Annotated in this window: 27 protein-coding genes, 1 tRNA gene and 1 riboswitch; of the genes, 20 read left to right on the top strand and 8 right to left on the bottom strand. The window is 70.5% G+C overall.

Annotated elements, in window-relative coordinates; all coding sequences use genetic code 11:
- Positions 1–232: 232 nt before the first annotated feature.
- Entirely contained in the window at positions 233–433 is a 201-nt protein-coding gene (locus QM621_RS09520; RefSeq protein ID WP_414990139.1) for a hypothetical protein, read from the top strand.
- Between the two features lie 4 nt (positions 434–437).
- Here the strand turns inward: QM621_RS09520 and QM621_RS09525 are convergent, their stop codons facing one another.
- Both QM621_RS09525 and QM621_RS09530 read right to left on the bottom strand, forming a co-directional pair.
- Positions 438–1,622: a tyrosine-type recombinase/integrase gene (locus tag QM621_RS09525; RefSeq protein ID WP_414990140.1), complete on the bottom strand. Its 1,185-nt coding sequence runs from the start codon at positions 1,620–1,622 to the stop codon at positions 438–440.
- A gap of 100 nt (positions 1,623–1,722) precedes the next feature.
- Positions 1,723–1,796: transfer RNA gene (locus QM621_RS09530), tRNA-Gly, on the bottom strand.
- A gap of 50 nt (positions 1,797–1,846) precedes the next feature.
- On the opposite strand from QM621_RS09530, the gene dcd reads away from it, so the two are divergent.
- Positions 1,847–2,422, top strand: a complete 576-nt coding sequence (gene dcd / locus QM621_RS09535) for a dCTP deaminase (protein WP_414990141.1) — start codon at positions 1,847–1,849, stop codon at positions 2,420–2,422.
- 40 nt (positions 2,423–2,462) lie between these two features.
- Positions 2,463–3,152, top strand: coding sequence for a matrixin family metalloprotease (locus QM621_RS09540; protein ID WP_414990142.1), 690 nt, complete (start codon positions 2,463–2,465; stop codon positions 3,150–3,152).
- Here the strand turns inward: QM621_RS09540 and QM621_RS09545 are convergent, their stop codons facing one another.
- Positions 3,153–5,195: an alpha/beta fold hydrolase gene (locus QM621_RS09545; protein WP_414990143.1), complete on the bottom strand. Its 2,043-nt coding sequence runs from the start codon at positions 5,193–5,195 to the stop codon at positions 3,153–3,155.
- A 297-nt stretch (positions 5,196–5,492) separates the two neighbouring features.
- Positions 5,493–7,769, bottom strand: a complete 2,277-nt coding sequence (locus tag QM621_RS09550) for a (Fe-S)-binding protein (protein WP_414990144.1) — start codon at positions 7,767–7,769, stop codon at positions 5,493–5,495.
- Between the two features lie 275 nt (positions 7,770–8,044).
- Here QM621_RS09550 and QM621_RS09555 point away from each other — a divergent pair, with 275 nt between their 5' ends.
- Positions 8,045–8,188: a hypothetical protein gene (locus QM621_RS09555; RefSeq protein ID WP_414990145.1), complete on the top strand. Its 144-nt coding sequence runs from the start codon at positions 8,045–8,047 to the stop codon at positions 8,186–8,188.
- Positions 8,189–8,199: 11 nt separating this feature from the next.
- Positions 8,200–8,469: a hypothetical protein gene (locus tag QM621_RS09560; RefSeq protein WP_414990146.1), complete on the top strand. Its 270-nt coding sequence runs from the start codon at positions 8,200–8,202 to the stop codon at positions 8,467–8,469.
- A 1-nt stretch (position 8,470) separates the two neighbouring features.
- Here the strand turns inward: QM621_RS09560 and QM621_RS09565 are convergent, their stop codons facing one another.
- The gene (locus QM621_RS09565; RefSeq protein ID WP_414990147.1) at positions 8,471–9,619 is read right to left on the bottom strand and encodes an MFS transporter; all 1,149 of its coding nucleotides are present in this window, start codon (positions 9,617–9,619) and stop codon (positions 8,471–8,473) included.
- A gap of 23 nt (positions 9,620–9,642) precedes the next feature.
- Positions 9,643–10,185 carry an NUDIX hydrolase family protein gene (locus tag QM621_RS09570; RefSeq protein WP_414990148.1) on the bottom strand — a complete coding sequence of 181 codons (543 nt, stop codon included), beginning with the start codon at positions 10,183–10,185 and terminating at the stop codon, positions 9,643–9,645.
- 62 nt (positions 10,186–10,247) lie between these two features.
- Positions 10,248–10,372, top strand: a riboswitch (TPP riboswitch).
- A gap of 44 nt (positions 10,373–10,416) precedes the next feature.
- Between QM621_RS09570 and QM621_RS09575 the strand changes: the two genes are divergently transcribed.
- The 9 genes from QM621_RS09575 to map all read left to right on the top strand — a co-directional run bounded on the left by QM621_RS09575 (position 10,417) and on the right by map (position 17,527).
- Complete coding sequence (locus QM621_RS09575; RefSeq protein WP_414990149.1) at positions 10,417–10,971, top strand: ECF transporter S component; 555 nt, start codon at positions 10,417–10,419, stop codon at positions 10,969–10,971.
- Positions 10,971–12,347 (top strand): ABC transporter ATP-binding protein, encoded by a 1,377-nt coding sequence (locus tag QM621_RS09580; RefSeq protein ID WP_414990150.1) that lies wholly within the window; start codon positions 10,971–10,973, stop codon positions 12,345–12,347. The genes QM621_RS09575 and QM621_RS09580 overlap by 1 nt, the downstream gene beginning before the upstream one ends.
- Positions 12,344–13,015: a hypothetical protein gene (locus tag QM621_RS09585; RefSeq protein WP_414990151.1), complete on the top strand. Its 672-nt coding sequence runs from the start codon at positions 12,344–12,346 to the stop codon at positions 13,013–13,015. Before QM621_RS09580 ends, QM621_RS09585 begins: the two co-directional genes overlap by 4 nt.
- Positions 13,016–13,182: 167 nt before the next feature.
- Positions 13,183–13,641 (top strand): MaoC family dehydratase, encoded by a 459-nt coding sequence (locus tag QM621_RS09590; protein WP_414990152.1) that lies wholly within the window; start codon positions 13,183–13,185, stop codon positions 13,639–13,641.
- Between the two features lies 1 nt (position 13,642).
- Positions 13,643–14,881 (top strand): acyl-CoA dehydrogenase family protein, encoded by a 1,239-nt coding sequence (locus tag QM621_RS09595; protein WP_414990153.1) that lies wholly within the window; start codon positions 13,643–13,645, stop codon positions 14,879–14,881.
- A 10-nt stretch (positions 14,882–14,891) separates the two neighbouring features.
- Positions 14,892–15,725, top strand: coding sequence for an SDR family oxidoreductase (locus QM621_RS09600; RefSeq protein ID WP_414990154.1), 834 nt, complete (start codon positions 14,892–14,894; stop codon positions 15,723–15,725).
- Positions 15,726–15,730: 5 nt separating this feature from the next.
- The gene (locus QM621_RS09605; RefSeq protein ID WP_414990155.1) at positions 15,731–16,099 is read left to right on the top strand and encodes a hypothetical protein; all 369 of its coding nucleotides are present in this window, start codon (positions 15,731–15,733) and stop codon (positions 16,097–16,099) included.
- A 9-nt stretch (positions 16,100–16,108) separates the two neighbouring features.
- Complete coding sequence (locus tag QM621_RS09610) at positions 16,109–16,741, top strand: hypothetical protein (RefSeq protein WP_414990156.1); 633 nt, start codon at positions 16,109–16,111, stop codon at positions 16,739–16,741.
- 15 nt (positions 16,742–16,756) lie between these two features.
- Positions 16,757–17,527, top strand: coding sequence for a type I methionyl aminopeptidase (gene map / locus QM621_RS09615; protein WP_414990157.1), 771 nt, complete (start codon positions 16,757–16,759; stop codon positions 17,525–17,527).
- Positions 17,528–17,583: 56 nt separating this feature from the next.
- On the opposite strand, the gene QM621_RS09620 is transcribed toward map, so the two are convergent.
- On the bottom strand, positions 17,584–19,077 hold the full coding sequence (locus QM621_RS09620) for an amidase (RefSeq protein WP_414990158.1): 1,494 nt from the start codon (positions 19,075–19,077) through the stop codon (positions 17,584–17,586).
- 98 nt (positions 19,078–19,175) lie between these two features.
- Here QM621_RS09620 and QM621_RS09625 point away from each other — a divergent pair, with 98 nt between their 5' ends.
- Genes QM621_RS09625 through QM621_RS09650 form a run of 6 tightly spaced genes read left to right on the top strand, consistent with a single transcriptional unit; the run spans position 19,176 to position 23,453 of the window.
- Positions 19,176–19,526 carry an ArsR/SmtB family transcription factor gene (locus QM621_RS09625; RefSeq protein ID WP_414990159.1) on the top strand — a complete coding sequence of 117 codons (351 nt, stop codon included), beginning with the start codon at positions 19,176–19,178 and terminating at the stop codon, positions 19,524–19,526.
- Positions 19,523–20,008, top strand: a complete 486-nt coding sequence (locus tag QM621_RS09630) for an SRPBCC family protein (protein WP_414990160.1) — start codon at positions 19,523–19,525, stop codon at positions 20,006–20,008. Before QM621_RS09625 ends, QM621_RS09630 begins: the two co-directional genes overlap by 4 nt.
- Positions 20,008–20,571: a TIGR03086 family metal-binding protein gene (locus QM621_RS09635; protein WP_414990161.1), complete on the top strand. Its 564-nt coding sequence runs from the start codon at positions 20,008–20,010 to the stop codon at positions 20,569–20,571. The genes QM621_RS09630 and QM621_RS09635 overlap by 1 nt, the downstream gene beginning before the upstream one ends.
- A gap of 16 nt (positions 20,572–20,587) precedes the next feature.
- Positions 20,588–21,778, top strand: coding sequence for an MFS transporter (locus QM621_RS09640; protein WP_414990162.1), 1,191 nt, complete (start codon positions 20,588–20,590; stop codon positions 21,776–21,778).
- The gene (locus QM621_RS09645; RefSeq protein WP_414990163.1) at positions 21,775–22,431 is read left to right on the top strand and encodes a DNA alkylation repair protein; all 657 of its coding nucleotides are present in this window, start codon (positions 21,775–21,777) and stop codon (positions 22,429–22,431) included. Before QM621_RS09640 ends, QM621_RS09645 begins: the two co-directional genes overlap by 4 nt.
- A gap of 14 nt (positions 22,432–22,445) precedes the next feature.
- Positions 22,446–23,453: a hypothetical protein gene (locus tag QM621_RS09650; RefSeq protein WP_414990164.1), complete on the top strand. Its 1,008-nt coding sequence runs from the start codon at positions 22,446–22,448 to the stop codon at positions 23,451–23,453.
- On the opposite strand, the gene QM621_RS09655 is transcribed toward QM621_RS09650, so the two are convergent.
- On the bottom strand, positions 23,426–23,788 hold the full coding sequence (locus tag QM621_RS09655; protein ID WP_414990165.1) for a hypothetical protein: 363 nt from the start codon (positions 23,786–23,788) through the stop codon (positions 23,426–23,428). The genes QM621_RS09650 and QM621_RS09655 overlap by 28 nt on opposite strands.
- Between the last annotated feature and the right edge of the window lie 8 nt (positions 23,789–23,796).

Here is a 23,796-nt window from a genome sequence, read left to right on the forward strand (position 1 = left end):
GAAGATCGGTGGTGTGAGAACTCCCATCCTCCCGACCGGACACACGCCTGCGCCCCACATTCGTAGGCGTGTCGCAGCACCAAACCTGCTCAGATCACACACTCGCCACGACTTTGACGAGGCCCTGGCGAGGAGCTGCACCCCTGAAATCGTCCGAACCAGGACGTAGCCTCACCAGCATGGGCAAGTTGACCGACACCGAGCAGGCGATGCTCGACTTCGAACGCACCTGGTGGAAACACTCCGGCGCCCGCGAAGCAGCCATCTCCGACTGCTTCGGCATGACCGCGACCCGCTCCAGCAGCAGATCCTCGCGCTCATCGAACGCGAGGAGGCCATCGCCTACGCCCACGACGTCGCCCGGACGCTCCGCACTCGGCGGGCCAAAGCCCGCCGCGCGAGGACCGTCTGGCGGCTCCCCGACAAGCGATGAGACCTCAGCGACCCCCGCGCCCGCGCTTACGTTCGCCCCGCAGGATCGCTGCCACCGAATCCAGATTCTCATCACTCATGTCGTCGATCATCCCGCCATACACATCGAGAGTGGTCTGAATCGACTCATGCCCGATCCGCCGCTGCACCTCCGCCAGCGACGCCCCCGAATCATGGAACACGCCCACCGCGGTATGCCGCAGACGATGGATCTTCGGCGGCGGGTCGATCCCCGCCAGCCTCGCAGCACCGGCCCAATAGACGTTCCGGAACGTCGAATACGTCCACCGCTCATCACCCCGACGGAACACCAGCTCGCCCGTCCGCGCGCCCTTGATCCTCCGACGCACCATCTCCGAGGTGTCAATATCCAACCGGACCCGCCGGCCACCCGCCTGGCTCTTCGCGTCCTCGACGATCCGAAACGTCCCGCCAGCCTGACGCCGCATCACCTGCAGCATGTAGCAGGTGATGTACGTTCCGTCGTCGTCGCAGGCCGTCGTGTCCAGCGCGATCCCCTCGCTGATCCGCCACCCCGACGCGACCAGGAAGTGACCGAGGTCGGCGGCGTCGTCACCGATCCGATTCTGAGCGCCCTTCTCACGCAACGCCTCATGCATCGCCTGCCACGTGGGAATCTGCAACGGCTGCGGTGGTCGGCGCACACGCTTGGGTAGATCGGTGTGGGCGCATGGGTCGATCGTGTCGGTCAAGATCCCGCGCCCCGGCGCGGACGCGAACGCGTAGATCCCATGCAGCAGCGAGTGGTGGCCGACGATGGTCTTAGCAGCGAGCCGCCTGCTGCCGTCCTTGCGGCGCATCTGGTCGAGCCGGTCGACCCAATCTTGTACGTCGAGATCGCTGATGCTCGCCGCGGCGCGGTTGCCGAACTCGGGACGGATCCAGTTGTCGTAGTCGCGGCGGTAGTCGACGACGGTGCGCTCCGAGCGCACGCGGGTGGCCTTGTGGGCGAAGAACTGCTCGGCGATCTCGTCGAGGGTGATTCGTTCGTCGTCGGCCCCGTCGAGCTCGATGATGGCGCGACGGAGGCCGAGGGCTTTGATCGTTCCGACGAAGTCCTCAGCGGCCTTGCGGGTGTCGAAGGATCGGGAGGACTGTCGGCCGCCGTCCCGGAAGAGCACCGCGTAGGTGGTCCCGCCCTTGTTGACGCGTTCTCGAATCGTCGCCATGCACGTCATCGTAGACCTGGAAAGTTGACGTAGTGTTGACGTAAGCACAAAGAAAGGCTCCCTGGGTCTACGTTTCCGCAGGTCAGGGGGCCTTTCTCAGTGGAGCCGATGACGGGAATCGAACCCGCGTGTCTTGCTTGGGAAGCAAGCGCTCTGCCATTGAGCTACATCGGCGACGGGCTCACTGTAGCGGAGCCGCGTCACGTGATAGATAGGGTGCCCTTGTGCTCCTCTCCGACCGCGACATCCTGGCCGAGATCGACGCTGAGCGGGTCGGCCTCGACCCGTTCGACCGCGGCATGATCCAGCCGTCCAGCATCGACGTGCGCCTCGACAAGTTCTTCCGGGTCTTCGACAACCACAAGTACCCGCACATCGACCCGGCGGCCGACCAGTCCGAGCTGACCCGTGAGGTCGAGGTCGACGGCGACGAGACCTTCGTGCTGCACCCCGGCGAATTCGTGCTCGGCTCCACCTACGAGCTGGTCACGCTGCCCGACGACATCGCCGCGCGGCTGGAGGGCAAGAGCTCGCTGGGCCGCCTCGGCCTTCTCACCCACTCCACCGCCGGCTTCATCGACCCCGGCTTCTCCGGTCACGTCACCCTCGAGCTCGCCAACGTCGCGACCTTGCCGATCGTCCTCTACCCCGGCATGAAGATCGGCCAGCTCTGCTTCTTCCGGCTCAGCTCCCCGGCCGAGCACCCGTACGGCTCGGCGAAGTACGGCTCGCGCTACCAGGGCCAGCGCGGTCCGACCGCCTCGCGCTCCCACGCGAACTTCCACCGGACTGACATCTGATGTGACGGCGCGGCTTCGAGCAGTATTCGCGGTAGCGCTCTTGTCCGTCCTGCTCAGCGGTGTCATGGTCTACTCGCTGGTGACCGACGAGATGACCGGGCGGGCGTACTCGACGGAGGAGAACGCGGAGCAGTCGCCGACCTTCGAGGCCGAGGGCGGCGGCTCCTATGCCTTCATGGCGACCCAGCAGGGCTCCGACGAACCGGTCGCCTACGACTCCTGCGAGACGATCCGCGTGGTCGTCAACGAGCGCGAGGCGCCTGGCGACGCCGACGAGATCCTCGACCGCGCGCTCGCCGCGACGGAGGAGGCCACCGGGCTGCGCTTCACGGTGGTCGGCACGACCGACGAGCAGCCGCTCGTCAGCGACGAGATCCGTGACGGCGACGACTGGCGGCCGGTCCAGATCAGTTGGACCGACTCCGAGGAGGCCCCCGACCTCGCGGGCGACGTCGTCGGGCTCGGCGGCAGCACGTGGCTGGAGGACGACGGCCACCGCTGGTATGTGACCGGCGAGGTCGCCCTCGACGCTCCCGACCTCGAACGGCTCGGGACCGAGACCGCCGTGCACGTGCTGATACACGAGCTGGGCCATGTGCTCGGCCTCGCGCACGTCGACGACCACAACGAGTTGATGCACCCCTACGGCGACCGCCCGGGCTGGGGTCCGGGCGACCTCGCAGGCCTCGCCGAGCTCGGCTCCGGTCGCTGCGACTCGCCGGTTCCGTAGTCAGAAGCGGGCGCGGACGAGGTCGCGGGTCGTCGCCGAGCCGAAGCGGCGGGCGAAGGCGACCGACCCGGCGGCGATGAGGCCGGTGCCGAGCAGCAGCACCGTCAGCGTGGCCGAGGCGCCCGCGCGGGGCAGGGCGGCGGAGGAGGTCCCGGCGATGCCGCCGCCCCCGCCCAAGGTGCGGGTCTCTGTCGCGTTGTCGGCGGACGCGTCGGTCTGGCTGGCTGGCTGCTCCGTCGGCGTCGTGATTTCCACGGGCGTCAGCACCGGCAGCGTCAGCACCTGCTCGGCGCTGCCGGTCGTGATCGACACCGGCGTCGGCGTGACGCCGCCGCGATAGTTCAACGAACCGCCCGACACCGTCAGCCGGACCTGGTTCCCCGCCTCGAAACGATGCGCGAAGGCGGGCATGCGCACGGTGAACGGCGCGTTCACGTCGGGCACCCGCACCGGCGCGACGAGGTTGCGGACGATCTCGACCGATCCGTCGGCGGCCACCTCGGAGATCTTGAGGAACAGCACGAGCTGCCCGGCCGGGCCGAGCGCCTGCGTGGCCGCCGCGGCCGGCGCCGACACCTGGAGGTCGAGCGTCGGCGTGCCCACGACGGCGAGGTCGGAGGCCAGCGTCGGCGTCGTGTACGTGGTGAAGGTGCCGGGCAGGTCGGCCTCGGGCACGGAGTAGTAGTCCGCCATCAGGCTGCTGACGACGTCGGCCGGGTCGGTGGAGGTCGGTGCCCCTGCGGCCGGGGTGACGAAGCTGGCCGTGCCGTCGGCGATGGCGTCGACGTCGGGGGTCAGCTCCGAACCTGACAGGTAGAGCCGGCCGGGGACGCCCACGTCGACCGTGTCGGACTCGGCGAAGGCGGGTGCCGCGTTGCCCTCGTAGGCGACCCAGTCGCGGAAGTAGGCGAACTCCGCGCCGGTGTCGACCGGCAGGTCCTTGAGGTAGTGGTCGAACCAGTCCGCGATCCGTCCTCCGGCGTAGGTCGCGGCGGGGTCGGCGGCGAGGTCGAGCTCGCCGGGGGCGACCGGGGCCGAGTGGCCGCCGTGCGCCCAGATCATCTTCACCTCGGTTCCCTGCTCGCTGAGCATGCGGTAGCCGTCGAGCGCCTCGTTGAGGTTGAACAGGGTGTCGGCCTGGCCCTGGACGATGAGCGTGGGCGCGGTGATCGTGCTGCCGTAGCCGACGGTCGAGCGTTCGACCAGCTCCTCGGCGGCGCCGTCGTCGATGAATCCGGTCGCGCCTGCGGTGACCAGGGCCGGGCAGACGAAATCGGCGAAGTTCAGGCAGCTGTCGACCCGTCCGGGATCGGCCGGGACGTCCTCGACGCCGCCCGTGATGCCCTTCGCGCTGAAGCCGAGCGCCCAGAAGAGCTTGGCTGCTCCCGGCGTCTCGGGCTGGGTCGCGCTGGGCACCAGGTTGTTCGGCGACAGGGAGTACCGCAGGTCGTGCCAGGTGGCGATGGGGACGATCGCGTCGACCCGCTGGTCGACGGCGGCGGTGGCGAACTGGATCGACCCGCCGTAGGACACTCCGACCATGCCGACGCGCGGGTCGCTCGGCGCGTCGAGGACGATCGCGTCGAGCGCCGGGGCGGCCTGCGTGCGGTCGGCGTCGGTGAAGGCGACGCCCGTCTCGCCGGCGAGGTAGTCGATGAGCTGCTGGGCCGCCTTGCCGTCGATCTCGGGGTTGTCGAGCTCGATGCTGCAGCCCGACCCGCCGAAGCCGAGGCCGGAGTAGCTGAGCACGGCGTAGCCGCGGTCGGCGTAGGACGCGGCCATGCCCGCCTGGTCGTCCTTCGACCCGCCGAAGCCGTTGGTGGTCAGGATCGCCGGGACGCGATGCGCCGGGCTGGCGTCGTCGGGCAGGTAGAGGTCGCCGACGACCATGCACTCCTGTGTGCCGTCGGCGCCCACGTGGGTGGTGAACCACAGCGGGGTGACGCTGTGCCCCGGCGCGGCCTGCGCGGGTGCCGCCGAGAGGACGGGAAGGACGGCCGCGACCAGAGTCGAGGCGCTCGCGATGAGATACCGGGCTCGCACAGGGGCTCCTGAGAACTGAGACAGTTGCACCAGTTCAACGATTCGGAGTGACGGGAGTCACGCCCATGCCTCCGGGTGATGGGATGGCGGGTGGTCAGGCCTCCCACCACTGTCAACTGATCCCCCCGGAAATGGAATGGCGGGGGACTTCCCCCGCCTCCATGTGGGTCTCGACGTCGCCGCCAACCCAATGCGTCGAGCGTACCGGGAGGATCGCCAGGCGGTCGAGTCTTCTTGTCGACATGTGAGCGGGCCCCGGAGGATTGCTCCTACCGGGGCCCGCTCGTGTGGTGCGTGTCAGCCGTTGGACTCGGTGGCGTCGTCGGCCGGGGTCTTCTCCTCGACCTTCGGCTCCTCGGCGGGCGCGGCCTCCTCGACACTCTTCTCGGGCTCGGGCTCGGGCTCACGCTTGACCGCGGCCAGCAGCATCTGCGCGACGTCGATGACCTCGACCTCCTCGCGCGCCTCGCCCTCGGACTGCTTGAGCGTCAGGCCGTCCGACAGCATGACCCGGCAGAACGGGCAGCCGGTGGCGATCTGGTCCGCGCCGGTCGCCACCGCCTCCTCGGTGCGGTTGACGTTGATCCGCGAGCCGATGGTCTCCTCCATCCACATGCGCGCGCCGCCGGCGCCACAGCAGAAGGACCGCTCCTTGCTGCGCGGCATCTCGGCAAACGACGCGCCCGGGATGACGTTCAGCAGCTCACGCGGCGCCTCGTAGACCTGGTTGTGACGGCCGAGGAAGCACGGGTCGTGGTAGGTGATCGTCTTGCCTGCGGCCTGACCGTCGGTCGGTGCGACCGGCGTCAGCTTGCCCTCGCGCACCAGGCGGTTGAGCAGCTGCGTGTGGTGCACGACCTCGAGCTCGATGCCGAACTCCTTGTACTCGTTCTTGAGCGTGTTGAAGCAGTGGGCGCAGGTGGAGACGACCTTCTTGACCTTCATCTCCTTGAACACCTCGGTGTTCTGCATGGCCAACTGCTGGAACAGGATCTCGTTGCCCGAGCGGCGAGCGGAGTCGCCGGTGCAGGTCTCGCCGTCGCCCAGCACGCCGAAGGTCACCCCGGCCATGTTGAGCAGCTCGGCGACCGCCTGCGTGGTCTTCTTCGCGCGGTCCTCGTAGGCGCCGGCGCAGCCGACCCAGAACAGCCACTCGACCTCGTCGAAGTCCTCGATGTCGGCGCCGACCTGCTTGACCTCGAAGTCGAGGCCGTCGGCCCACTTCATGCGGTCGCGGGGGGCCATGTTCCACGGGTTGCCCTTGCGCTCCAGGCCCTTGAAGATGTTGTTCAGCTCGGCGGGGAAGTTCGACTCGACGAGCACCTGGTAGCGGCGCATGTTGTCGATGTGGTCGACGTGCTCGATGTCGACCGGGCACTGCTGGACGCACGCGCCGCAGTTGGTGCACGACCACAGGACGTCGGGGTCGATGACGCCGTACATCGACTCGTCGCCGATCAGCGGACGCTCGATCTCGGCGGTCTGCTCCTCGGTCCGCTGGTCCTCGGGGATGTCGAGCAGCGGGATCTTCGTGTAGGCGTGCTCGCGCAGGCCCATCATGACGAGCTTCGGGCTCAGCGGCTTCTCGGTGTTCCACGCCGGACACTGGCTCTGGCAGCGGCCGCACTCGGTGCAGGTGGTGAAGTCGAGCAGGCCCTTCCAGGAGAAGTCCTCGACCTTGCCCACGCCGAGCTTCATGAAGTCCTCTTCTTCGAGGTCCTCCATCTTCTCCATGTCGATGGGCTCGCCGTTGAGGTACAGCGGGGTCAGGCCGCCGAGCGCGGTCGAGCCGTCGGACTCGCGCTTGAAGAAGATGTTGAACCACGCCGTGAAGCGGTGCCAGGCGACGCCCATCGTGATGTTCGTGGCGATGACGATCAGCCAGATCATCGCCGAGCTGATCTTGAACGCGGCGATGGCGAAGATGATGTTCTCGAGCGTGCCGATCGAGTCGTGCCCGGTCGGGTAGAGGTTGCCGAAGAACTGCGAGACGGGGAAGTGGAAGCCGGTCGCGTGGTCGGCGTGGTGGCCGCCGTGCGCCTGCGCCAGGTTGTACTCCGCGCCGCGGATGAACAAGATGGCGGCGCTCTCCAGCAGCACCATCGCCTCGACGAAGAAGGCCTGCCACATGCGCGAGCCGAAGAAGCGGCTCTGGCGGCCCTTCTTGGACGGCAGGTTGCGGAGTCGGTAGACGATCAGCGGGATGATCGCCAGCGTGCCGAGCAGGCCCAGGACCTCGGCGACCCACTCGTAGAGGAAGAAAGTGCCGAGCCACGGAATCGTCCACTCGGGGTTGAAGAGTTGCGGGAACGCGGCGGCGACGGCGGTCGACAGCACCAGGAAGGCCGCGAAGGCGAACCAGTGGAGGACGCCGACCCAGGTCCACTGCAGCATGCGCGTGTGGACCAGGGTCTCCTTGACCACGGTGATCGCACGCGCGACCGGCTGGTCGGTGCGACCGACGGCGGGCTGACCGGCCCGCAACACCTTGAGCATCTTGGCGACCGTCAGGCTCACCATCGGCACGGCGATGGCGGTCAGGACGAACGAGATGACGATGGCGACGACCTGCATAAAGGCCCCAATCTCCACTGAACAGTTGAAGCTGAGATTAACGGTTGAAATCGCGGGAAAAACACTAAGGCAAGCCAAACAGCCTGGTCAGCGGCCTGCTCGCCTTACTCGCAAGTAGCTAACGGCATGCTCTCACGGGGGCGTCGAGCCGACAACTTCGCTTGTTCTCGGGCGGAAAACAACTTAAGTTGTTCTGTGTGAGGATCACGGCGAGCGCGAGGAAGCGGGGAATCTCTGAGGCTGACATCCTCCACGCCCTCGCTCACTATGTGAGGGTGATCGTCGACCAAGGCGACGCCGAGTTGGTGATGTTCATCGGTCCGGGTCGCGACGGGAGCATGCTGGAGGTCGGCGTCGTGGATGACGAGGACCCGCGAGCGATCCACGCGATGCCGGTGCGGCGTAAGTACTGGCCCTGAGAGGAGAGGAGGTGACGAGGATGGGGACGAAGAAGAAGATCAGCGACGCAGAGGCGCTGCGGCGGTTCGAGGAAGGTGTCGAGTCGCGGGCGGAGTTGATTCGGGACCGAGGCGCGACGGCTGGTATTCGAGCCGCTGTCGAAGATCGCGAGGTCAGCCAGCGTCGTGTCGACGACACGGTGATCCGAGCGCGGCTCGACGGGCTCACGTGGGTGGAGATCGCCTCCGCGCTGGGCGTCAGCCCACAGGCGGCTCGGCAGAAGTACATGAACCGCGTCTGAACTACGGAGCTTGGACGGCCTCGCGAGGGACGAGCGGGAGGGCCAGGAGCGGGGTGACGGCGACGGCGGCGAAGGCGGCCGCGTAGCCGAACTCGGTGACCGCGAGGCCGATCGCCGGGGGCACCGCGACGCTCACCAGGTACTGGCCGGTGTTCTGCCAGCCCATCGCCTTCCCGGCCCACGTCGAGCCGCCGATCTCGGCGACGGCGGTGAAGGCCAGGCCGTTGTCGGCGACGGTGATCCCGGTGGCCGCGACCATCACGGCCACGGCGAACCATGTCGGTTCGGTCAGGCCGAGCAGCAGCATGGTCGCCGCCGCCGCGACCGCCACCTGGCGCAGCGGTCCCAGCCGACTCCCGACCCGGTCGGACCACCAGCCGACGCCGATCCGCGCCCCGGCCCCGACCAGTTGTGACGCCGCGACGATCGCGCCCGCCCACGCCGCCGACAACTCCTTGGCGTCGACCAGCCAGACCAGCATGAACGTCCACACGGTGAACTGCGGCACGACGAGCAGTGCCGACGCCGCGTGGATGCGGACGAGGCGCCGGTCGCGGCGGTACGGGTTCTCCGCGCGCCGGTCGTCGGCGGTCGTCGCTCGGGGCGTGCGCGGCGGGTCGACGATGAGCAGCCCGCAGGCGAGCGTGGCCGCCGCGCAGATCGCCGACACCACCAGCATCGTCGTCGCGATGCCGTGGGCGCTCGCCAGCGGTGGCACGAGCAGCGCCGTCGCGCCGACGCCGAGCGGGAGTCCTGTCTGCCGGATCCCCATCGCCGTGCCGCGGCGGTGGGCGGGGAACCAGCCGACGATCAGCCGTCCGCTCGCCGAGTTCGTGGACGCGGCGAACAGGCCCAGCACGAAGAAGGCCGCGCCGAGGGTCAGGTAGCGGTCGGACGAGGCGGCGGCCAGCAGACAGGCGGCGGTGATGCCGGCGAGGCCCGCCGTCATCGCGAAGCGCTCGCCGAGCCGGTCGACGATCGCGCCCCACGCGACCAGCGAGACGGTCGTCCCCGCCAGCGGCGCGGCCGCGATCAACCCGGCGTCGGCCAGGCTCAACCCCTGCTCCAGATGCAGATAGGGGATGAGGAAGGGCGCGACGCCGTTGGCGACCGTCCCCGCGACCTGCGCCGCCATGCTCACGGCGAGCATGAGCCAGGGGCTGGGACGACGGTTTACGACAACGCTCCCAGGTGGGCGAGGGCTTGGCGGACCAGGTGGCCGCGACCGCCCTCCAACTCGTCGGTGACCCGGGGGTCGAGGATCTCCTCGGGGGTCAGCCAGGTCAGCTCCAAGGCGTCCTGGCGCGGGTCGCACTCGCCGGTGACCGGCACGACGTAGACCAGCGCGACCGCGTGCTGACGCGGGTCGTGCAGCGGCGTGACGCCCGGCAGCGGGAAGTACTCCGCGACCGTGAACGGCGCGATGCTCGCCGGGACCTGAGGAAAGGCGGTCGGGCCCAGATCCTTCTCGAGGTTGCGCACGAGCGCGTCGCGCACCGACTCGCCGTGCATCACCCGGCCCGACACGATGGTGCGGGTCATCACGCCGGTCATGGCCGAGCCGCGCAACAGCAGCCCGACGTGCTCGACCTGCCCCAGCGCGTCGACCCGCACCGGCACCGCCTCGACGTAGAGGATCGGCACGCGCGAACGCGTCTCGTCGAGGGCCAGCTCCGACAGCCAGCCGGGATTCGGATCGGGCGTGCGCACGGTCATGGGCTCATTCTCGCCTATCAGGCCCCGTGGACCACGCATATCCGACGTTGTTAGCCTGGCTCGCGAACAGACAGGGGAGCGCCGGGTCCGCCGCGGACGGACAGGGGCGCTGAGAGTGCGGGCACGCCGCAGACCCTCCGAACCTGCTCCGGTTAGCACCGGCGAAGGGAGTCCATCATGACGAGTTCTGCGTCCCCGCGTGACCTTGCGAGGTACCGCACCATCGACCTAGTGACCATCGCGACCCTGGGCGTCGCGTTCGGCGTCGTCTTCTGGGGGTGGGGCAAGCTGTACGCCCTGTTCGACGTCGCCGCCAAGCTCGGCTTCCCGCCCGCTGCGGGCCTGATGGGCGGCGGCTGGCTGATCGCCGGCGTCGTCGGCGGGCTGATCGTCCGCAAGTTCGGCGCGGCGCTGGTCACCGAGACGATCGCCGCCAGCGTGTCGGCGCTCATGCCCGGCAACGAGTGGGGCTCCTCGGTCCTGGTCTCGGGCCTGCTCCAGGGCCTCGGCGCCGAGCTGGTCCTGCTGGTGTTCCTCTACAAGGTGTTCACGCCGTCCGTGGCGATGGCGGCGGGCGCGCTCGCGGGCGCCTTCGAGGCCGTCTACGAGTGGGGGGCCTGGTACGCCGACTGGGGCTTCGGCCACAAGCTGGCCCACCTCGGTTTCTTCCTCGTCTCCGGCGCGGTGATCGCCGGAATCGGCGGGTGGTTCCTGACGCGGGCGCTCGCGCGGGCCGGGGCGCTCGACGCCTTCCCGGTCGGGCGCGAGGCCGCCACGCGGGTCTGATGCCGACGCGCGCGGGCGAGGTCCGGGCCCGGCTCACCTGGCGTCCCATCGGACGTCGCGAGCCGACGATCCGCGACCTCGATCTGCGCGTCGAGCCCGGCGAGCGGGTGCTGCTCGTCGGGCCGAGCGGCAGCGGGAAGTCCACGCTCCTGCAGGCCCTCGCCGGGGCGCTCGGCACGACCGTCGCGGGCGACCTCGACGGTCGTGCCGAGGTCGGCGGATGTCTCGGACTGGTCCCGCAGAGCCCCGTCGACGGGATCGTCGCGGACCGGATCGACCGGGAGGTCGCCTTCGGACCGGAGAACCTCGGACTGCCGCGCGAGGAGATCCGCCGCCGCATCGCCGAGACGGTGGCGGCGGTGGGTCTGCCGTACGGTCTCGACCACCCGACCTCGGCGCTGTCCGGCGGCGAGCAACAACGGCTCGTGCTCGCCGGGGTTCTGGCGATGCGCCCCGACGTCATGGCGCTCGACGAGCCGACGTCCATGCTCGACGCGGCCACCGCCGCCGAGGTGCGCTCGGCGGTGCTCGACGTCGTGGGGGAGCGGACGTTGATCGTCGTCGAGCACCGCTTCGACGGTTGGTTGGAGCACGTGGACCGGATGGTCGCGCTCGATCGCGGACAGGTCGTCTTCGACGGTCCGTCGACGGCGCTGCCGGCCGCGGAGCCGCCTGGTCTGTGGCTGCCGGGTCGGCCCGCCCCCGCGCCGGTGGAACTGCCAGCGGAGCTGGTCGGGGCGGAGGGAGAGCCGGTGGCCTTGGACGAGGTCGTCGTCGAGCTGACCACGCGGACGCTGCGCGGGTCACGACGGACCCGCGCGCTGGACGGCCTCACCGCCCGGTTCGCGCCGGGGCGGGTGAGCGCGATGACGGGGCCGAGCGGGTCGGGCAAGAGCACGGCGCTGCTCGCCGCCTCGGGGCTGGTCCGTCCGGTCGCGGGCACGGTGACGCCGGACCGGTCCCGGCTGCGTCCCCGCGCGTTGGCGGCCGGGCTCGGCTGGTCGCCGCAGAATCCGGAGCACGGCTTCGTCACCACGCGGGCGCGCGACGAGGTCGAGCGGACGGCGGCGGTCGTCGGCCGGGAGGTGGACGCGGGCGCGGTGTTGGAGGCGGTCGGGCTGTCCGGACTGGCCGAGGCGCACCCCTTCCGGCTGTCCGGCGGCGAGCAGCGTCGGCTCGCGCTGGCCGCCGCGCTCGCGCACCGTCCCGGCCTCGTGGTGCTCGACGAGCCGACCGTCGGGCAGGACCCCGACGCGTGGGCGCTCGTCGCCGGCTGGATGACCAGCGCCGCGCGTCACGGCGCGACGGTCCTGGCCAGCACCCACGACGCCGACCTCCCGCGCGACGTCGAGGTCGCGTTGGCGGCGCGGGCATGACCGGGCTCGTCACGCGGGTGAACCCGCTCGTCCTCGTCGCGGTGGGCCTGTGCGCGCTGTTCGGCTCGCTGTTCGTGCGGAGCCTGCCGGTCGCGCTGGCGACGCTGGCGGCGTACGTGGTCGCCGTGGCGCTGTTCGTGCCGTCGTGGCGGTACCCGGCGGTGTGCCTGGCGTTCACGGGCGTCGCGGGGTTGAGCGTCGTGTACTCGACGTGGCGGCTCGGCGGCCACGACGTGGCGCTGGGGGCGACGGCGGGCCTGCGCATCGTCGTGCTGGCGTGGCCCGGCTCGGTGGCGGCGGGGTACGTCGACCCGGCGCGGCTCGCCGACTACCTCGGCCAGGTCGTCCGGCTGCCGGCGCGCGGCGTGGTCGCCTTCTCGGCGGCGTTGCAGCGCTTCTCCCACCTCGCCTCGACGTGGACGACGCTGACGCGCACGCGGCGGGCGCGGGGCCTGCGCGCCCACCCCGGCCCGCTCGCCTTCGGGCTGCTGGTCGACGCGATGCGGGGGGCGTCGCGCTCGGCGGTGGCGATGGACGCCCGGGGTTTCGCCGCCGCCCACCGCCGCACCTGGCTCGTCCCGGCGACCTGGACCCGCCTCGACACCGCCGCCCTCCTGCTCGCCCTCACCCTCGCCGCCCTCCCCGCGCTCCTGTCCCACCTCCTCTGACGGCTCGCCCGAGTCCCAGATTTGCTGAGTTATCCACCGTTTGACGGTGGGCAAAGGGTGGATAAGGGAGCAAATCTGGGAAGAAGGATGTGGCTCTGGTCACTGAGCCGCGAACGGGCTAGAGTGCGAACTAAGCAAGCGCTTAGTTTTCTTACGGAGGAGTCCCTATGCCCCGCGTTTTCGCCAGCCTCGACGAGTTCAAGGCCGCTGTCGGCACCGAGCTCGGCACCAGCGGCTGGCTCACCGTCACCCAGGAGCGGATCAACACCTTCGCCGACGCCACCGGCGACCACCAGTGGATCCACTGCGACCCGGAGAAGGCCGCGCAGGGCCCCTTCGGCACGACCATCGCCCACGGCTACCTGACGCTCAGCCTGCTGCCGACCTTCGCCGAGCAGATCTACGACGTGCAGGGCCTCGCGATGGGCGTCAACTACGGCGCCAACAAGGTCCGCTTCCCCGATCCCGTCCCGGTCGGCTCCCGCCTGCGCGCCACCGCCACGCTCAAGGAGACCGCCGACATTCCCATCGGCACCCAGGCGACCATCTCCTTCGTCGTCGAGCGCGAGGGCGCCGCCAAGCCGGCCGTCGTCGCCGAGGTCGTCTACGTGATGGCGGCGGGCTGACATGCACTTCGGCTACGACCAGACCACCACCGACCTGCTCGAGCGCGTCGGGGCGTTCATGGACGAGCACGTCTACCCCGCCGAGGAGACGCTCACCGCGCAGCTCGCGCAGGCCACCCGCGACGACAGCTGGGACATCCCCGACGCCATCGCCGAGGTGCGCCGTCAGGGCAAAGCGGCCGGACTCTGGAACTTCTTCCAGCCCGGCGACCACGGCGAGTACAGCGGCGCCGGCCTGACCAACCTTCAGTACGCGCCCATCGCCGAACTGTCCGGCCGCAGCATCCAGCTCGCCCCGCAGGCCTTCAACTGCGCCGCGCCGGACACCGGCAACATGGAGGTGCTGACGATGTTCGGCACCGACGAGCAGAAGCGTCGCTACCTGCGCCCGCTGCTCGACGGCGAGATCCGCTCGGCCTTCGCCATGACCGAGCCCGACGTCGCCAGCTCCGACGCCACCAACGTCGAGCTGTCGATCACGCGCGACGGCGGCGACTACGTCGTCAACGGCCGCAAGTTCTACATCACCGGCGCGATGAACCCGAACTGCCAGGTGTTCATCGTCATGGGTAAGACCGACCCGAGCGCCGAGCGGCACCGTCAGCAGTCGATGATCCTCGTCGACCGCGACACCCCCGGCCTGGAGGTCGTGCGCGGCATGCATGTCTTCGGCTACCACGACCGCGACCACGGCGGACACGCCGAAGTCGTCTTCAACGACGTCCGGGTGCCCGCTGAGAACTTGATCGGCGAGGAGGGCATGGGCTTCGCCATCGCCCAGGCGCGCCTCGGGCCGGGCCGTATCCACCACTGCATGCGCTCCATCGGCATCGCCGAGCGCGCCGTCGAGATGATGTGCGAGCGGGTGCAGCAGCGCGTCGCCTTCGGCAAGCCGCTGGCCCGTCAGGGGGTCGTGCGCGAGTGGATCGCGGAGTCGCGGGTCAAGATCGAGCAGCTGCGCCTGCTGACGCTCAAGACCGCCTGGCTGATGGACACCGTCGGCAACCGGGGCGCGCACACCGAGATCCAGGCCATCAAGATCGCCACCCCCGAGACCGTCAACTGGATCATCGACAAGGCGATCCAGGCGCACGGCGCGGCCGGTATCAGCCAGGACTTCCCGCTGGCCGAGATGTGGGCGGGCATCCGCACGCTGCGCTTCGCCGACGGCCCCGACGAGGTGCACAAGAACTCGCTGGCTCGCGCCGAGCTGCGCAAGCACGCTCCGGCCGAGGCCTGAGGGAGACACGATGACGAGGATCGACGGGGCGACGGCGGTCGTCACAGGAGCCGCGGGCGGCATCGGCGCGGCCTTCGCGCAGGCGCTGCTCGACCGCGGCGCGACGGTCGTGCTCGGCGACCTCGACGCCGCCCGGCTCGACCAGACCCGGCAGACGCTCGCCGCCGAGTTCGGCGAGGACCGGGTAGCCGTGTGGGCGGGCGACGTCAGCGGCGACGAGGGAGTCGCCGCGCTGCTCGCCGCCGCGCCCGCCCCTGTCGACCTCTTCGTCGCCAACGCCGGGATCTTCCGTGGCTTCGGCCTCGACGCCACTGATGCCGAATGGGCGGCGTCGTGGCAGGTCAACGTGATGTCGCAGGTGGCGGCGGCGCGGGCGCTCGTGCCGCGCTGGACCGAGGAGGCGGCCGCCGGGGGCGCGGATGGCGTGTTCGTCAGCGTCGCGTCGGCGGCCGGCCTGCTCACCCAGCTCGGCTCGCCCACCTACTCGGCGACCAAGCACGCCGCGCTCGGCTTCGCCGAATGGCTCGCCGCGACCTACGGCGACCAGGGCGTCCAGGTGTGCTGCGCCTGCCCGATGGGCGTGCGCACCGCGATGCTGGAGGAGGGCGAGACGAGCGTCGACCCCAACGCCCGTCTCGGCATGCGCGCGGTGGTCTCGGCGGGCGAGCCGATCGAGGCCGCCGAGGTGGCTCGGGTCGCCCTCGACGCCGTCGAGGAGGGCCGTTTCCTGGCGTTGCCGCACCCGGAGGTGGACCGCATGCAGCAGCAGAAGGCCGTCGACCGCGACCGCTGGCTCGGCGGCATGCAGCGTTTTCGGAAGAGTCTGGAGGAGTCGCTAGGGTGAGCGTCATGGGTCAATGGTCGAAGCGGGTCCTGGTCATGTGGATCGCGATCGTCGTCGTAGCGGTGTCGTGGGGCGTGGAGACGTTCGGTCCCGCCTGGCCGGAGAGCGCGGTGTTGCCGGTGCGGATCGCGCTGATCGCGGCCACCGTGGTCATCGCCGCCATCGCCTACCAGACGTGGACCGACGACGCCTCGCGCGAGCCGTTGGTCATCTCGGCGATGGTCGCCTCGCTGCTCGGCGGCGCCACGCTCGTGTCGATGACGATCACCGCGCCGGACCGTTCGCTGCTGCCGCACGGCTGGTACGCCACGGTCGGCGCGGTCGCGCTGCTCTACGCGACGGTCGCCATGACCCTCGCCTCCCGCCGCGCCTGAGCTGCCCGAGTGATCCCCCAGCCGCCGCCGCAGTACCACCTGGCCGAGCCGCTGCACCCGGAGCCGTCGTCGGGTCGCGGCTGCCTGGTGGTGGTCGTCGTGAGTCTGCTGGTCGCCGGAGTGGTGACGGCGGTCGTCACCTTCGGACCCGACCTCTCGGGCGTCGGATCGGGGGAGTCCGAGTGGTCCCCGTCCACCGCCGCTCCGGAGGACTCGGCGGACGGGCCGACGGTCGACCTGCTGACGGCGGACGGTTTCGAGGAGGTCGTCGCCAGTCTCATCGAGGAGGCCGGCACACGTCAGGTCGCGGAGTTCGTTCTCTACCCCGACATGGCGATGGTGTACGTGCCGACAGGCGAGAAAGAAGTGGTCGCCTACTACTGGGACGGCGAATGGTCGCAGGGCGAGCCGGAGCAACGCAGCTTTGGAACTGTTCCGTTCGATGTGGGCGACTTCCTGGGCTTCGACTTCAGGCGCCTGTGTGACCGCCTCGAGGCCGAGGGCGCTGAGGAGTGCCACGTGTCGGTGAGGGCGCCGGGCGAGTACGACCCGCCGGACGTGTGGATGTTCGTCTCGGCCTACGACCAGCGCGGCGAGTACGTGTTCCAGTCCTACACGCGCGAGGGCGTTCTCGTCGAGTGACCTAGGCTGACGCGCATGGCCATCGACCTCCTGACCCCCGCGCAGATCGACGAGATGCGGCCCGCCGGCCGGTTCGTGGCCGAGGTGCTGACGGCGCTGCAGGAGGCCGCCGACGTCGGCGTGAACCTGCTCGACCTCGACGCCCTCGCGCACGAGATGATCCGCGAGCGCGGCGCGGAGTCCTGCTACATCGACTACGCCCCGTCGTTCGGCAACGGCCCGTTCGGCAAGGTGCTGTGCACGTCGGTCAACGACGCGGTCCTGCACGGCCTGCCGCACGACTACAGGCTCGCCGACGGCGACCTCGTCAGCTTCGACTTCGCGGTCACGGTCGACGGCTGGGTGTGCGACTCGGCGGTCAGCATGATCGTGGGCACGCCGGACGAGAAAGACCAGTGGCTCATCGACGTCACGCAGGAGGCGCTCGACGCGGCCATCGCGGTGGCGCGCCCGGGCTTCAAGATCGGCGACATCAGCCGCGCCATCGGCGACGTCGGCCGCAAGCACGGCCTCGGCATCAACAAGCAGTTCGGCGGGCACAGCGTCGGCCGGACGATGCACGGCGGCCTGCACATCCCCAACGACGGCCGTCCCAAGCGCGGCTACCCGCTCAAGCCGGGCGTCGTCATCGCCATCGAGCCGTGGTTCCTGCACACGACCGACGAGATCGTCATGGACCCCGACGGCTGGACGATCCGCAGCGCCGACGGCTCCCGCGGCGCCCACGTCGAGCACACCGTCGCCATCACCGACGGCGACCCCATCGTCATGACCGCGCGCGGATGACCGGCTCCCCGGGACGCACGATGATGGGTTTGGGTCGTGGGAGCGACCCGAATCCATCATTCTCGGTCTCCGGGGTGACGCAGGATGATGCTTTTGGGCTGCGATAGGTGCCTCAATCCATCATCGTGCGTCTTCGACCGGATGTCTTCGACCGGATCGACAGGCGCGGTCGGCCAGGCGACGGACGCCTCGAGCTGGCCCATGAGCGACAGCAGGGTCGTCTCGTGTCCGGCGTGGGCGGCGAGCATGAGGCCGACGGGGAGTCCGTCGGCTCGGCCGAAGGGGACGCTGGCCGCCGGGATCCCGGCCATGTTGTCGACGGCCGTGAACGGGGTGAACAGCAGCTCGCGGCGGTGCGCCTCGGCGGGGTCGTCGGTCGCGGTGAACCAGGCGTGCGGCTGCGGGAGCATCGCGAGCGTGGGTGTGCAGAAGACGTCGTAGTCGGCGAGCGAGCTCATCGCCGAACGCGTCGTGGTTTCCAGAAACTGCATCGCCCCGGCCAACTCGGCCGCCGAGTGGGTGGCCCCGCGCCGCCGCCAGTAGCGGGTGTTCGGGCGCAGCAGCGGCTCGGCCTCCGGCGGGATCGGCGCGGCCGCCATGCCGCTGCTCCACACGACGTTGAACTGCGGCTCCAACTCCGGCGGGAAGGGGTTGTCGATGACCTCGACGTCGTGGCCGAGCGCGGCCAGCGCCCGACAGCCGTCCTCCCACACGGCCTTCACGCGAGGGTCGGTCGCGACGTCTGGCAGATAGGGGTCGCCCCAGGCCGCCACGCGTAGACGTCCCGGCTCCCGGTCGACCACAGCCGCGAACGGCTCGGCGGGCCGCCCGACGAAGCGCGCGTCGCCCGGCTGCGGCACGGCGATCAGATCGAGCAGCGCGGCCACGTCGCGCACGGTCCGGGCGATGGGTCCGTCGGAGGCCAGCCCGCTCCAGTCGCTGCCGAGCGGCCCGGGGCTCACGCGGCCGCGCGTCGGCTTCAACCCGACCACGCCGCAACAGCTCGACGGGATGCGGATCGACCCGCCGCCGTCGCTGCCCAGCGCCCACGGCACGAGTCCGGCCGCGACGGCCGCCGCCGCGCCGCCGCTCGACCCGCCCGCGTTCAGGCCCACCCGCCAGGGCGTCGAGGTCGGACCGACGAGGTCGTTGTCGGTGTACGACGACAGTCCGAACTCCGGTGTGTTCGTCTTGCCGAGGCTCACCAGCGCGGCGTCGCGGACCAGCCGCACGACATGCGCGTCGACCTCGGGAACCTGGTCGGCCAACAGTCGTGAGCCCATCGTCGTACGGACCCCTGCGGTCGCGGTGAGGTCCTTGACCGCCGTCGGAACGCCCGCGAATCCTTCGCCCGCACGGCCGGCCCGGTCGATCGCCCGCGCCGCGTCGAGGGCGGCCTCGGGCGTGAGGGTCACGAAGGAGCGCAGATCGGCGTCCCAGCGCTCGATGCGGTCCAGATGCGCCTGGGCGAGGTCGGTCGCGGTGACCTCACCCCGACGCAGCAGATCGGCCTGGTCGTGCGCGTCGAACTCATACAGCGAAGCACCCATGTCCCGACGGTAGCCCCGAGGCCTTCAACCGAATGGTTGACAAGGCGACGTGCGGCCGCCTACTCTTCTTCAACCAAACGGTTGACAAAGGATGGACCATGACGGACCGGCTGTCCCTGGCGTTCTCGGCACTCGCCGACCCCACGCGACGCGACATCGTCGCGCGGCTGACCGACGGCGACGCGACGGTCGGCGAACTCGCCGAGCCCTATGACGTGAGCCTCCAGGCGATCTCCAAGCACCTCAAGGTGCTCGAAGGCGCCGGGCTCGTCACCCGCGGGCGAGAGGCGCAGACCCGCCCGGTCCATCTCGAAGCGGAGGTGTTCGACCTGATGACCGCCTGGATCGAGCGATACCGGCAGCGCGCCGAGGAACGCTACCGACGCCTGGACGCCGTCCTGGCCGAGATGAACGACGAGACCACATCCCACGAAGGAGCAGCATCATGACGACGACCCGCCCCGAGGCCGTGATCGAGGCCCACCCCACCCTGCCGATCATCACGATCACCCGCGAGTTCGACGCGACCCCCGCCCAACTCCTGCGGGCCCACACCGACCCGGAGGTGTTCGCCCGGTGGGTCGGCCCGAAGGACCTCACGACGCGGATCGACCGCTGGGACGCCAGCCGCGGGGGTCACTTTCGATTCGTGCAGAGCCGTGGCGACGAGGAGTATGCCTTCTACGGCTCCTTCCACGACATCACCGAGAACCGCATCGTGCAGACCTTCACGTGGGAGGGCCAACCGGACGGCGTCTCGTTGGAGACGCTGACCTTCGAAGACCTCGGCGACGGCCGCACGCGCCTGCGCGCCCAGTCGCTCGTCGAGAGCATCGAGAGCCGCGACGCCTGGCTGCGCAGCGGCATGGAGACCGGCGTCAACGACGGCTACGCGAAGATCGACGGACTGCTCACGGACGGAGCCCTGTGATGACTCTTCCCACCACTCCCGCCGAGCGTCACCGGGCCGTCGCCGACGCCTTCACCGATCGCGTGAACGGTGCCGCCGACTGGGACGGCCCGGCCCCCGTCGAGGGATGGACCGCCCGCGACGTCGTGGGTCACCTGGTCGAATGGCTGCCGGGCTTCCTGTCTGCCGGCGGCATCGACCTCGCCGCCGGCCCGACCCCGGCCGACGATCCGGTCGCGGCCTGGCAGCGCCACCGCGAGCAGGTGCAGGCGCTCCTCGACGGCCCCGGCGCCGACGAGGACTTCACCCATCCGCACATCGGCACACTCCCGTTGGCCCAGGCGATCGACCGCTTCTACGCGACCGACGTCTTCATGCACACCTGGGACCTGGCCCGCGCCACCGGCCAGGACGACCGCCTCGACGAGGACGCCTGCGCCGACCTGCTGGCCGGTATGACGCCGATGGAGGACATGCTGCGCGCGTCCGGTCAGTACGGCCCGGCTGTCCCGGTTCCCGAGGACGCCCCGGTCGTGGACCGACTGATGGGCTTCCTCGGCCGCGATCCGCAGTGGCGCCCCTGACCTCTACGCTGATCTCGTGACTGTCGGACCTCAGCGGTGGGCCTATCCGGCGCTCATGGGCATCATCATGTTGGGTCTGGGCATCTCCGGCGCCCCCTCCCCGCTCTACGGGATGTACGCCGAGGAGTGGGGCTACCGGCCCATCACCACGACGGTCGTGTTCGCCGCCTACGCCGCGGCCGCGCTCATCGCGGTGCTCGCCTCCGGCTCGATCTCGGATCGCTACGGACGCCGGCCGCTGCTGATCGCGGCCACCTCCGGGCTGGTGCTGGGGCTCGTCGTCTTCATGGTCGCGTCGGCGGCCTGGATGCTCATCGTCGCCCGGGTGATCCACGGACTCTCGGTCGGCACGGTCGTGGTGGTGTCGAGCGCCGCCCTGCTCGACCTGCGTCCCGACGAGGGCGCGGCCACGGGGCGGCGCACCGGGATCGCCTTCAACATCGGCATCTCCGTCGTGATCGTCCTGACCTCCGTGCACGCCGAGTACGGTCCCGCGCCGCTCGTCGTGCCCTATGCCGTCCTGGCGGTGCTGTCGGCGATCGCGCTCGCCGCGGTCCTCGCGATGCGCGAGACCCACACCGAGGACCGGGCGGTGACCCTGCACGTCGCCCGGCCGCAGGTGCCCGCCGACATCGCCGCCGACTTCCGGTTCGCGGCGATCGGGGTCATGGCCTCGTGGTCGGTGCTCGGCGTGCTGCTGTCGCTGTATCCGACCCTCGCGTCGGTCGCGGTCGGCGCCGACAACCTCGTCTTCGGCGGCTTCATCGTGGGCGGCAGCGCGGCGGCAGCCGCCGTGAGCCAGCAGGTCGCGGCCCGCTGGCCCGCGCGCCCGGCCGCGATCGCCGGCGACCTCGGCACGGCGGTCAGCCTGGGGCTGTGCGTCCTAGCGATCCACGTCGGCGACGCGATCTGGGTCTCGGCCGCCTCGCTGATCCTCGGCTTCTTCTTCGGGTTCGCCTTCGGCAGCTCCCTGCGCCACCTCGGCCAGGTCATCCCGGCGGCCCACCGCGGCGAGGTCATGTCGGCCTTCTACGTATTGGCGTACGGGTCGATGGCCGTCCCGACGATCCTGGCCGGCGCTGCCGCGACGGTCTGGGGCGTCGAGGCGATCTTCGCGCCCTTCATGGCCTGTGTGGCCGCGGCCAGCCTGCTCGCCGCCTTCCTCGGATCGCGCGTCGCCCACGAACCGGAGACACCGAGCGCATGAGCACCCGGGTCGAGACGATCGTCGACGAGTTGCGGGCGGCGGCGAATCCGACCGAACACGCCAAGGTGCTCGGGCGCGTGGGTGATCCCGAGCGGGTCATCGGCGTGCGCATGAAGGAGGTGTTCGACACCGCCAAACGGCACATCGACGCCGACCTCGACGACGTCGCCGCGCTGCTGCGCCGACCCGAGTACGAGTGCCGCATGGTCGCGGTGAGCATCCTCGACTTCAAGGCGCGCTCCCCGAAGGCCACCGCCGAGGACCGGGCCGCCTGGTGCGCGCTCTACCTCGATCACCACGACCACATCGACGTCTGGGATTTGGTCGACCGGTCGGCGCCGCGGGTCGTCGGCGGGCATCTGGTCGACCACCCCGACCGGGCCGCGATCCTCGACGACCTCGCCGCGTCGGACGAGCCGATGCGCCGTCGGACCGCGATCACCGCGACCTTCCTGTTCATCCGGCGTGACCTGTTCGACGACGCCCTGCGCCTGTCCGCGCTGCTGGTTGACGACCCCGAGCCGATGGTCCGCTCGAATGTCGGGGTCGCGCTGCGCGAGGTCGGCCGCCGCGCCCCCAAGCTGCGTGACGCCTTCCTCGCCGAGCACGCCGACCGCGTCCCGAAACCCGTCCGCCGCGTCGCCCTGTCCTGAGGGAGACTGGGCGCATGACCTCCGCCGCTCCGTCCAGCTCTGACGACGACCATGAGGATGTGATCGTCGGCAGCGGCCTCTCGGTGGTCATGGGCGTGATCCGTGAACTGCTCGGCCGGGACTTCCCCGACGACGCGGTGGAGACCGAGATCGACGGGCTGGAGGTCGTGTCGCTCGACTTGGCGCACCTGCTGCCGTTGGGCGCCACTTCGGACGCCGACGCGCTGGAGGAACTGTGCGACGCCGTGGCCGACGCCGCCGACGCGGCGTGGGGCGAGGCCCGTCGCTTCGAGGCCGACGCGGCGCACCTGTCCGAGGAGGGGCCGCTCGACCTCCGTCAGCTGCCGACCCGCGTCATCCACAGCCTCGGCGCGGAGCGGGCCATCTGGTGGCCGGTGGAGGACCGGGCGGTGATGCTGGTCAACAACTCGCACGCCGACCCCGACCGCCACGTGGCCGCCGTGGTCGTGACGCTGCAACAGCACCTCGTCGGCCTGCCGCCGGACTACCTGCTGTGGCACGGGCGCGCCGTCGCGGGCGAGCCGACGCCGTGGAGCGACCAGGGGCTCCGATTCCTCAGCGGCGGCGAGGAGCCGGAGGTGATTGACCAGTCGTATCTGACCGACGCCGACCGGGCTGATCCCGACATCATGGCCAACGTCGAGGCGATGGCGGCGACCGCCGAGCTCATCACCTGGGTCGCCGAGGACGACGACAGCCGGGCCATCGGCTACTGGCACGGTCCCGACGACGCCGAGTTCGAGGAGTCGCCGATCGTCGGCCTCGACACCGAAGGCCAGTTCGAACTGCTGGCGGGGCGCACGCTCAGCGAGGCTCTCTGCGGCCACTTCGCCTCTTTCGCCGACGACGAGGACGCGGAGTTCGCGCGTCTCGCCGACCTGTGCCGTGCGCAGGGCGTCGCCGTCGCCGCCCGCCTCGACGACCTCGCCACCCCGCCGACCCCGATCCGCCCCGCCGACCACCGGAGCGAACGCTACGAGCGCCTCCGCCGGGGCCGCTGACCGTCTCCGGCAGGCCGTTCGTTGTCAGCCGACAGCGACGCCGTGAGCGCGGCGACCTCGTCGGCGCTCAGAGTGCGCCAGCCGCCCCCGTCGTCGTAGCGGACCCCGTCGGCGTAGCCCCGTTCGATCCCGAAGCGGAGTCGCCGCTCGCCCCGGCGCAGCGATAGTGACCACACATCCATCTGCACCGGGCCGATGAAGTCCTCCACCGTCCAGCCGGCCTCCAGTGCTGCCTGCGCCAACCCCGCCGCCTCCGCGTCGCGCGGGCCGAGGCGATCGACGCCGAGGCGATGGAGGAAGCGGGGGAGGTTCGTCAGGTCGGGACGGGCGTTCATGCTTGTGG

It is taken from the genome of Aeromicrobium sp., from assembly GCF_047606445.1.
GTDB lineage: Bacteria > Actinomycetota > Actinomycetes > Propionibacteriales > Nocardioidaceae > Aeromicrobium.

Excerpts from the sequence above, each read along its gene's own strand:
- QM621_RS09525 (WP_414990140.1), bottom strand. The coding sequence starts at position 1,622 with ATGGCGACGATTCGAGAACGCGTCAACAAGGGCGGGACCACCTACGCG.
- QM621_RS09600 (WP_414990154.1), top strand. The coding sequence starts at position 14,892 with ATGACGAGGATCGACGGGGCGACGGCGGTCGTCACAGGAGCCGCGGGC.
- QM621_RS09635 (WP_414990161.1), top strand. The coding sequence starts at position 20,008 with ATGACTCTTCCCACCACTCCCGCCGAGCGTCACCGGGCCGTCGCCGAC.
- QM621_RS09580 (WP_414990150.1), top strand. The coding sequence starts at position 10,971 with ATGCCGACGCGCGCGGGCGAGGTCCGGGCCCGGCTCACCTGGCGTCCC.
- QM621_RS09630 (WP_414990160.1), top strand. The coding sequence starts at position 19,523 with ATGACGACGACCCGCCCCGAGGCCGTGATCGAGGCCCACCCCACCCTG.
- QM621_RS09565 (WP_414990147.1), bottom strand. The coding sequence starts at position 9,619 with ATGCTCGCCGTGAGCATGGCGGCGCAGGTCGCGGGGACGGTCGCCAAC.
- QM621_RS09550 (WP_414990144.1), bottom strand. The coding sequence starts at position 7,769 with ATGCAGGTCGTCGCCATCGTCATCTCGTTCGTCCTGACCGCCATCGCC.
- QM621_RS09625 (WP_414990159.1), top strand. The coding sequence starts at position 19,176 with ATGACGGACCGGCTGTCCCTGGCGTTCTCGGCACTCGCCGACCCCACG.
- QM621_RS09605 (WP_414990155.1), top strand. The coding sequence starts at position 15,731 with ATGGGTCAATGGTCGAAGCGGGTCCTGGTCATGTGGATCGCGATCGTC.
- QM621_RS09570 (WP_414990148.1), bottom strand. The coding sequence starts at position 10,185 with ATGACCGTGCGCACGCCCGATCCGAATCCCGGCTGGCTGTCGGAGCTG.
- QM621_RS09655 (WP_414990165.1), bottom strand. The coding sequence starts at position 23,788 with ATGAACGCCCGTCCCGACCTGACGAACCTCCCCCGCTTCCTCCATCGC.
- QM621_RS09645 (WP_414990163.1), top strand. The coding sequence starts at position 21,775 with ATGAGCACCCGGGTCGAGACGATCGTCGACGAGTTGCGGGCGGCGGCG.
- QM621_RS09595 (WP_414990153.1), top strand. The coding sequence starts at position 13,643 with ATGCACTTCGGCTACGACCAGACCACCACCGACCTGCTCGAGCGCGTC.
- QM621_RS09650 (WP_414990164.1), top strand. The coding sequence starts at position 22,446 with ATGACCTCCGCCGCTCCGTCCAGCTCTGACGACGACCATGAGGATGTG.
- map (WP_414990157.1), top strand. The coding sequence starts at position 16,757 with ATGGCCATCGACCTCCTGACCCCCGCGCAGATCGACGAGATGCGGCCC.
- QM621_RS09590 (WP_414990152.1), top strand. The coding sequence starts at position 13,183 with ATGCCCCGCGTTTTCGCCAGCCTCGACGAGTTCAAGGCCGCTGTCGGC.
- QM621_RS09620 (WP_414990158.1), bottom strand. The coding sequence starts at position 19,077 with ATGGGTGCTTCGCTGTATGAGTTCGACGCGCACGACCAGGCCGATCTG.
- QM621_RS09585 (WP_414990151.1), top strand. The coding sequence starts at position 12,344 with ATGACCGGGCTCGTCACGCGGGTGAACCCGCTCGTCCTCGTCGCGGTG.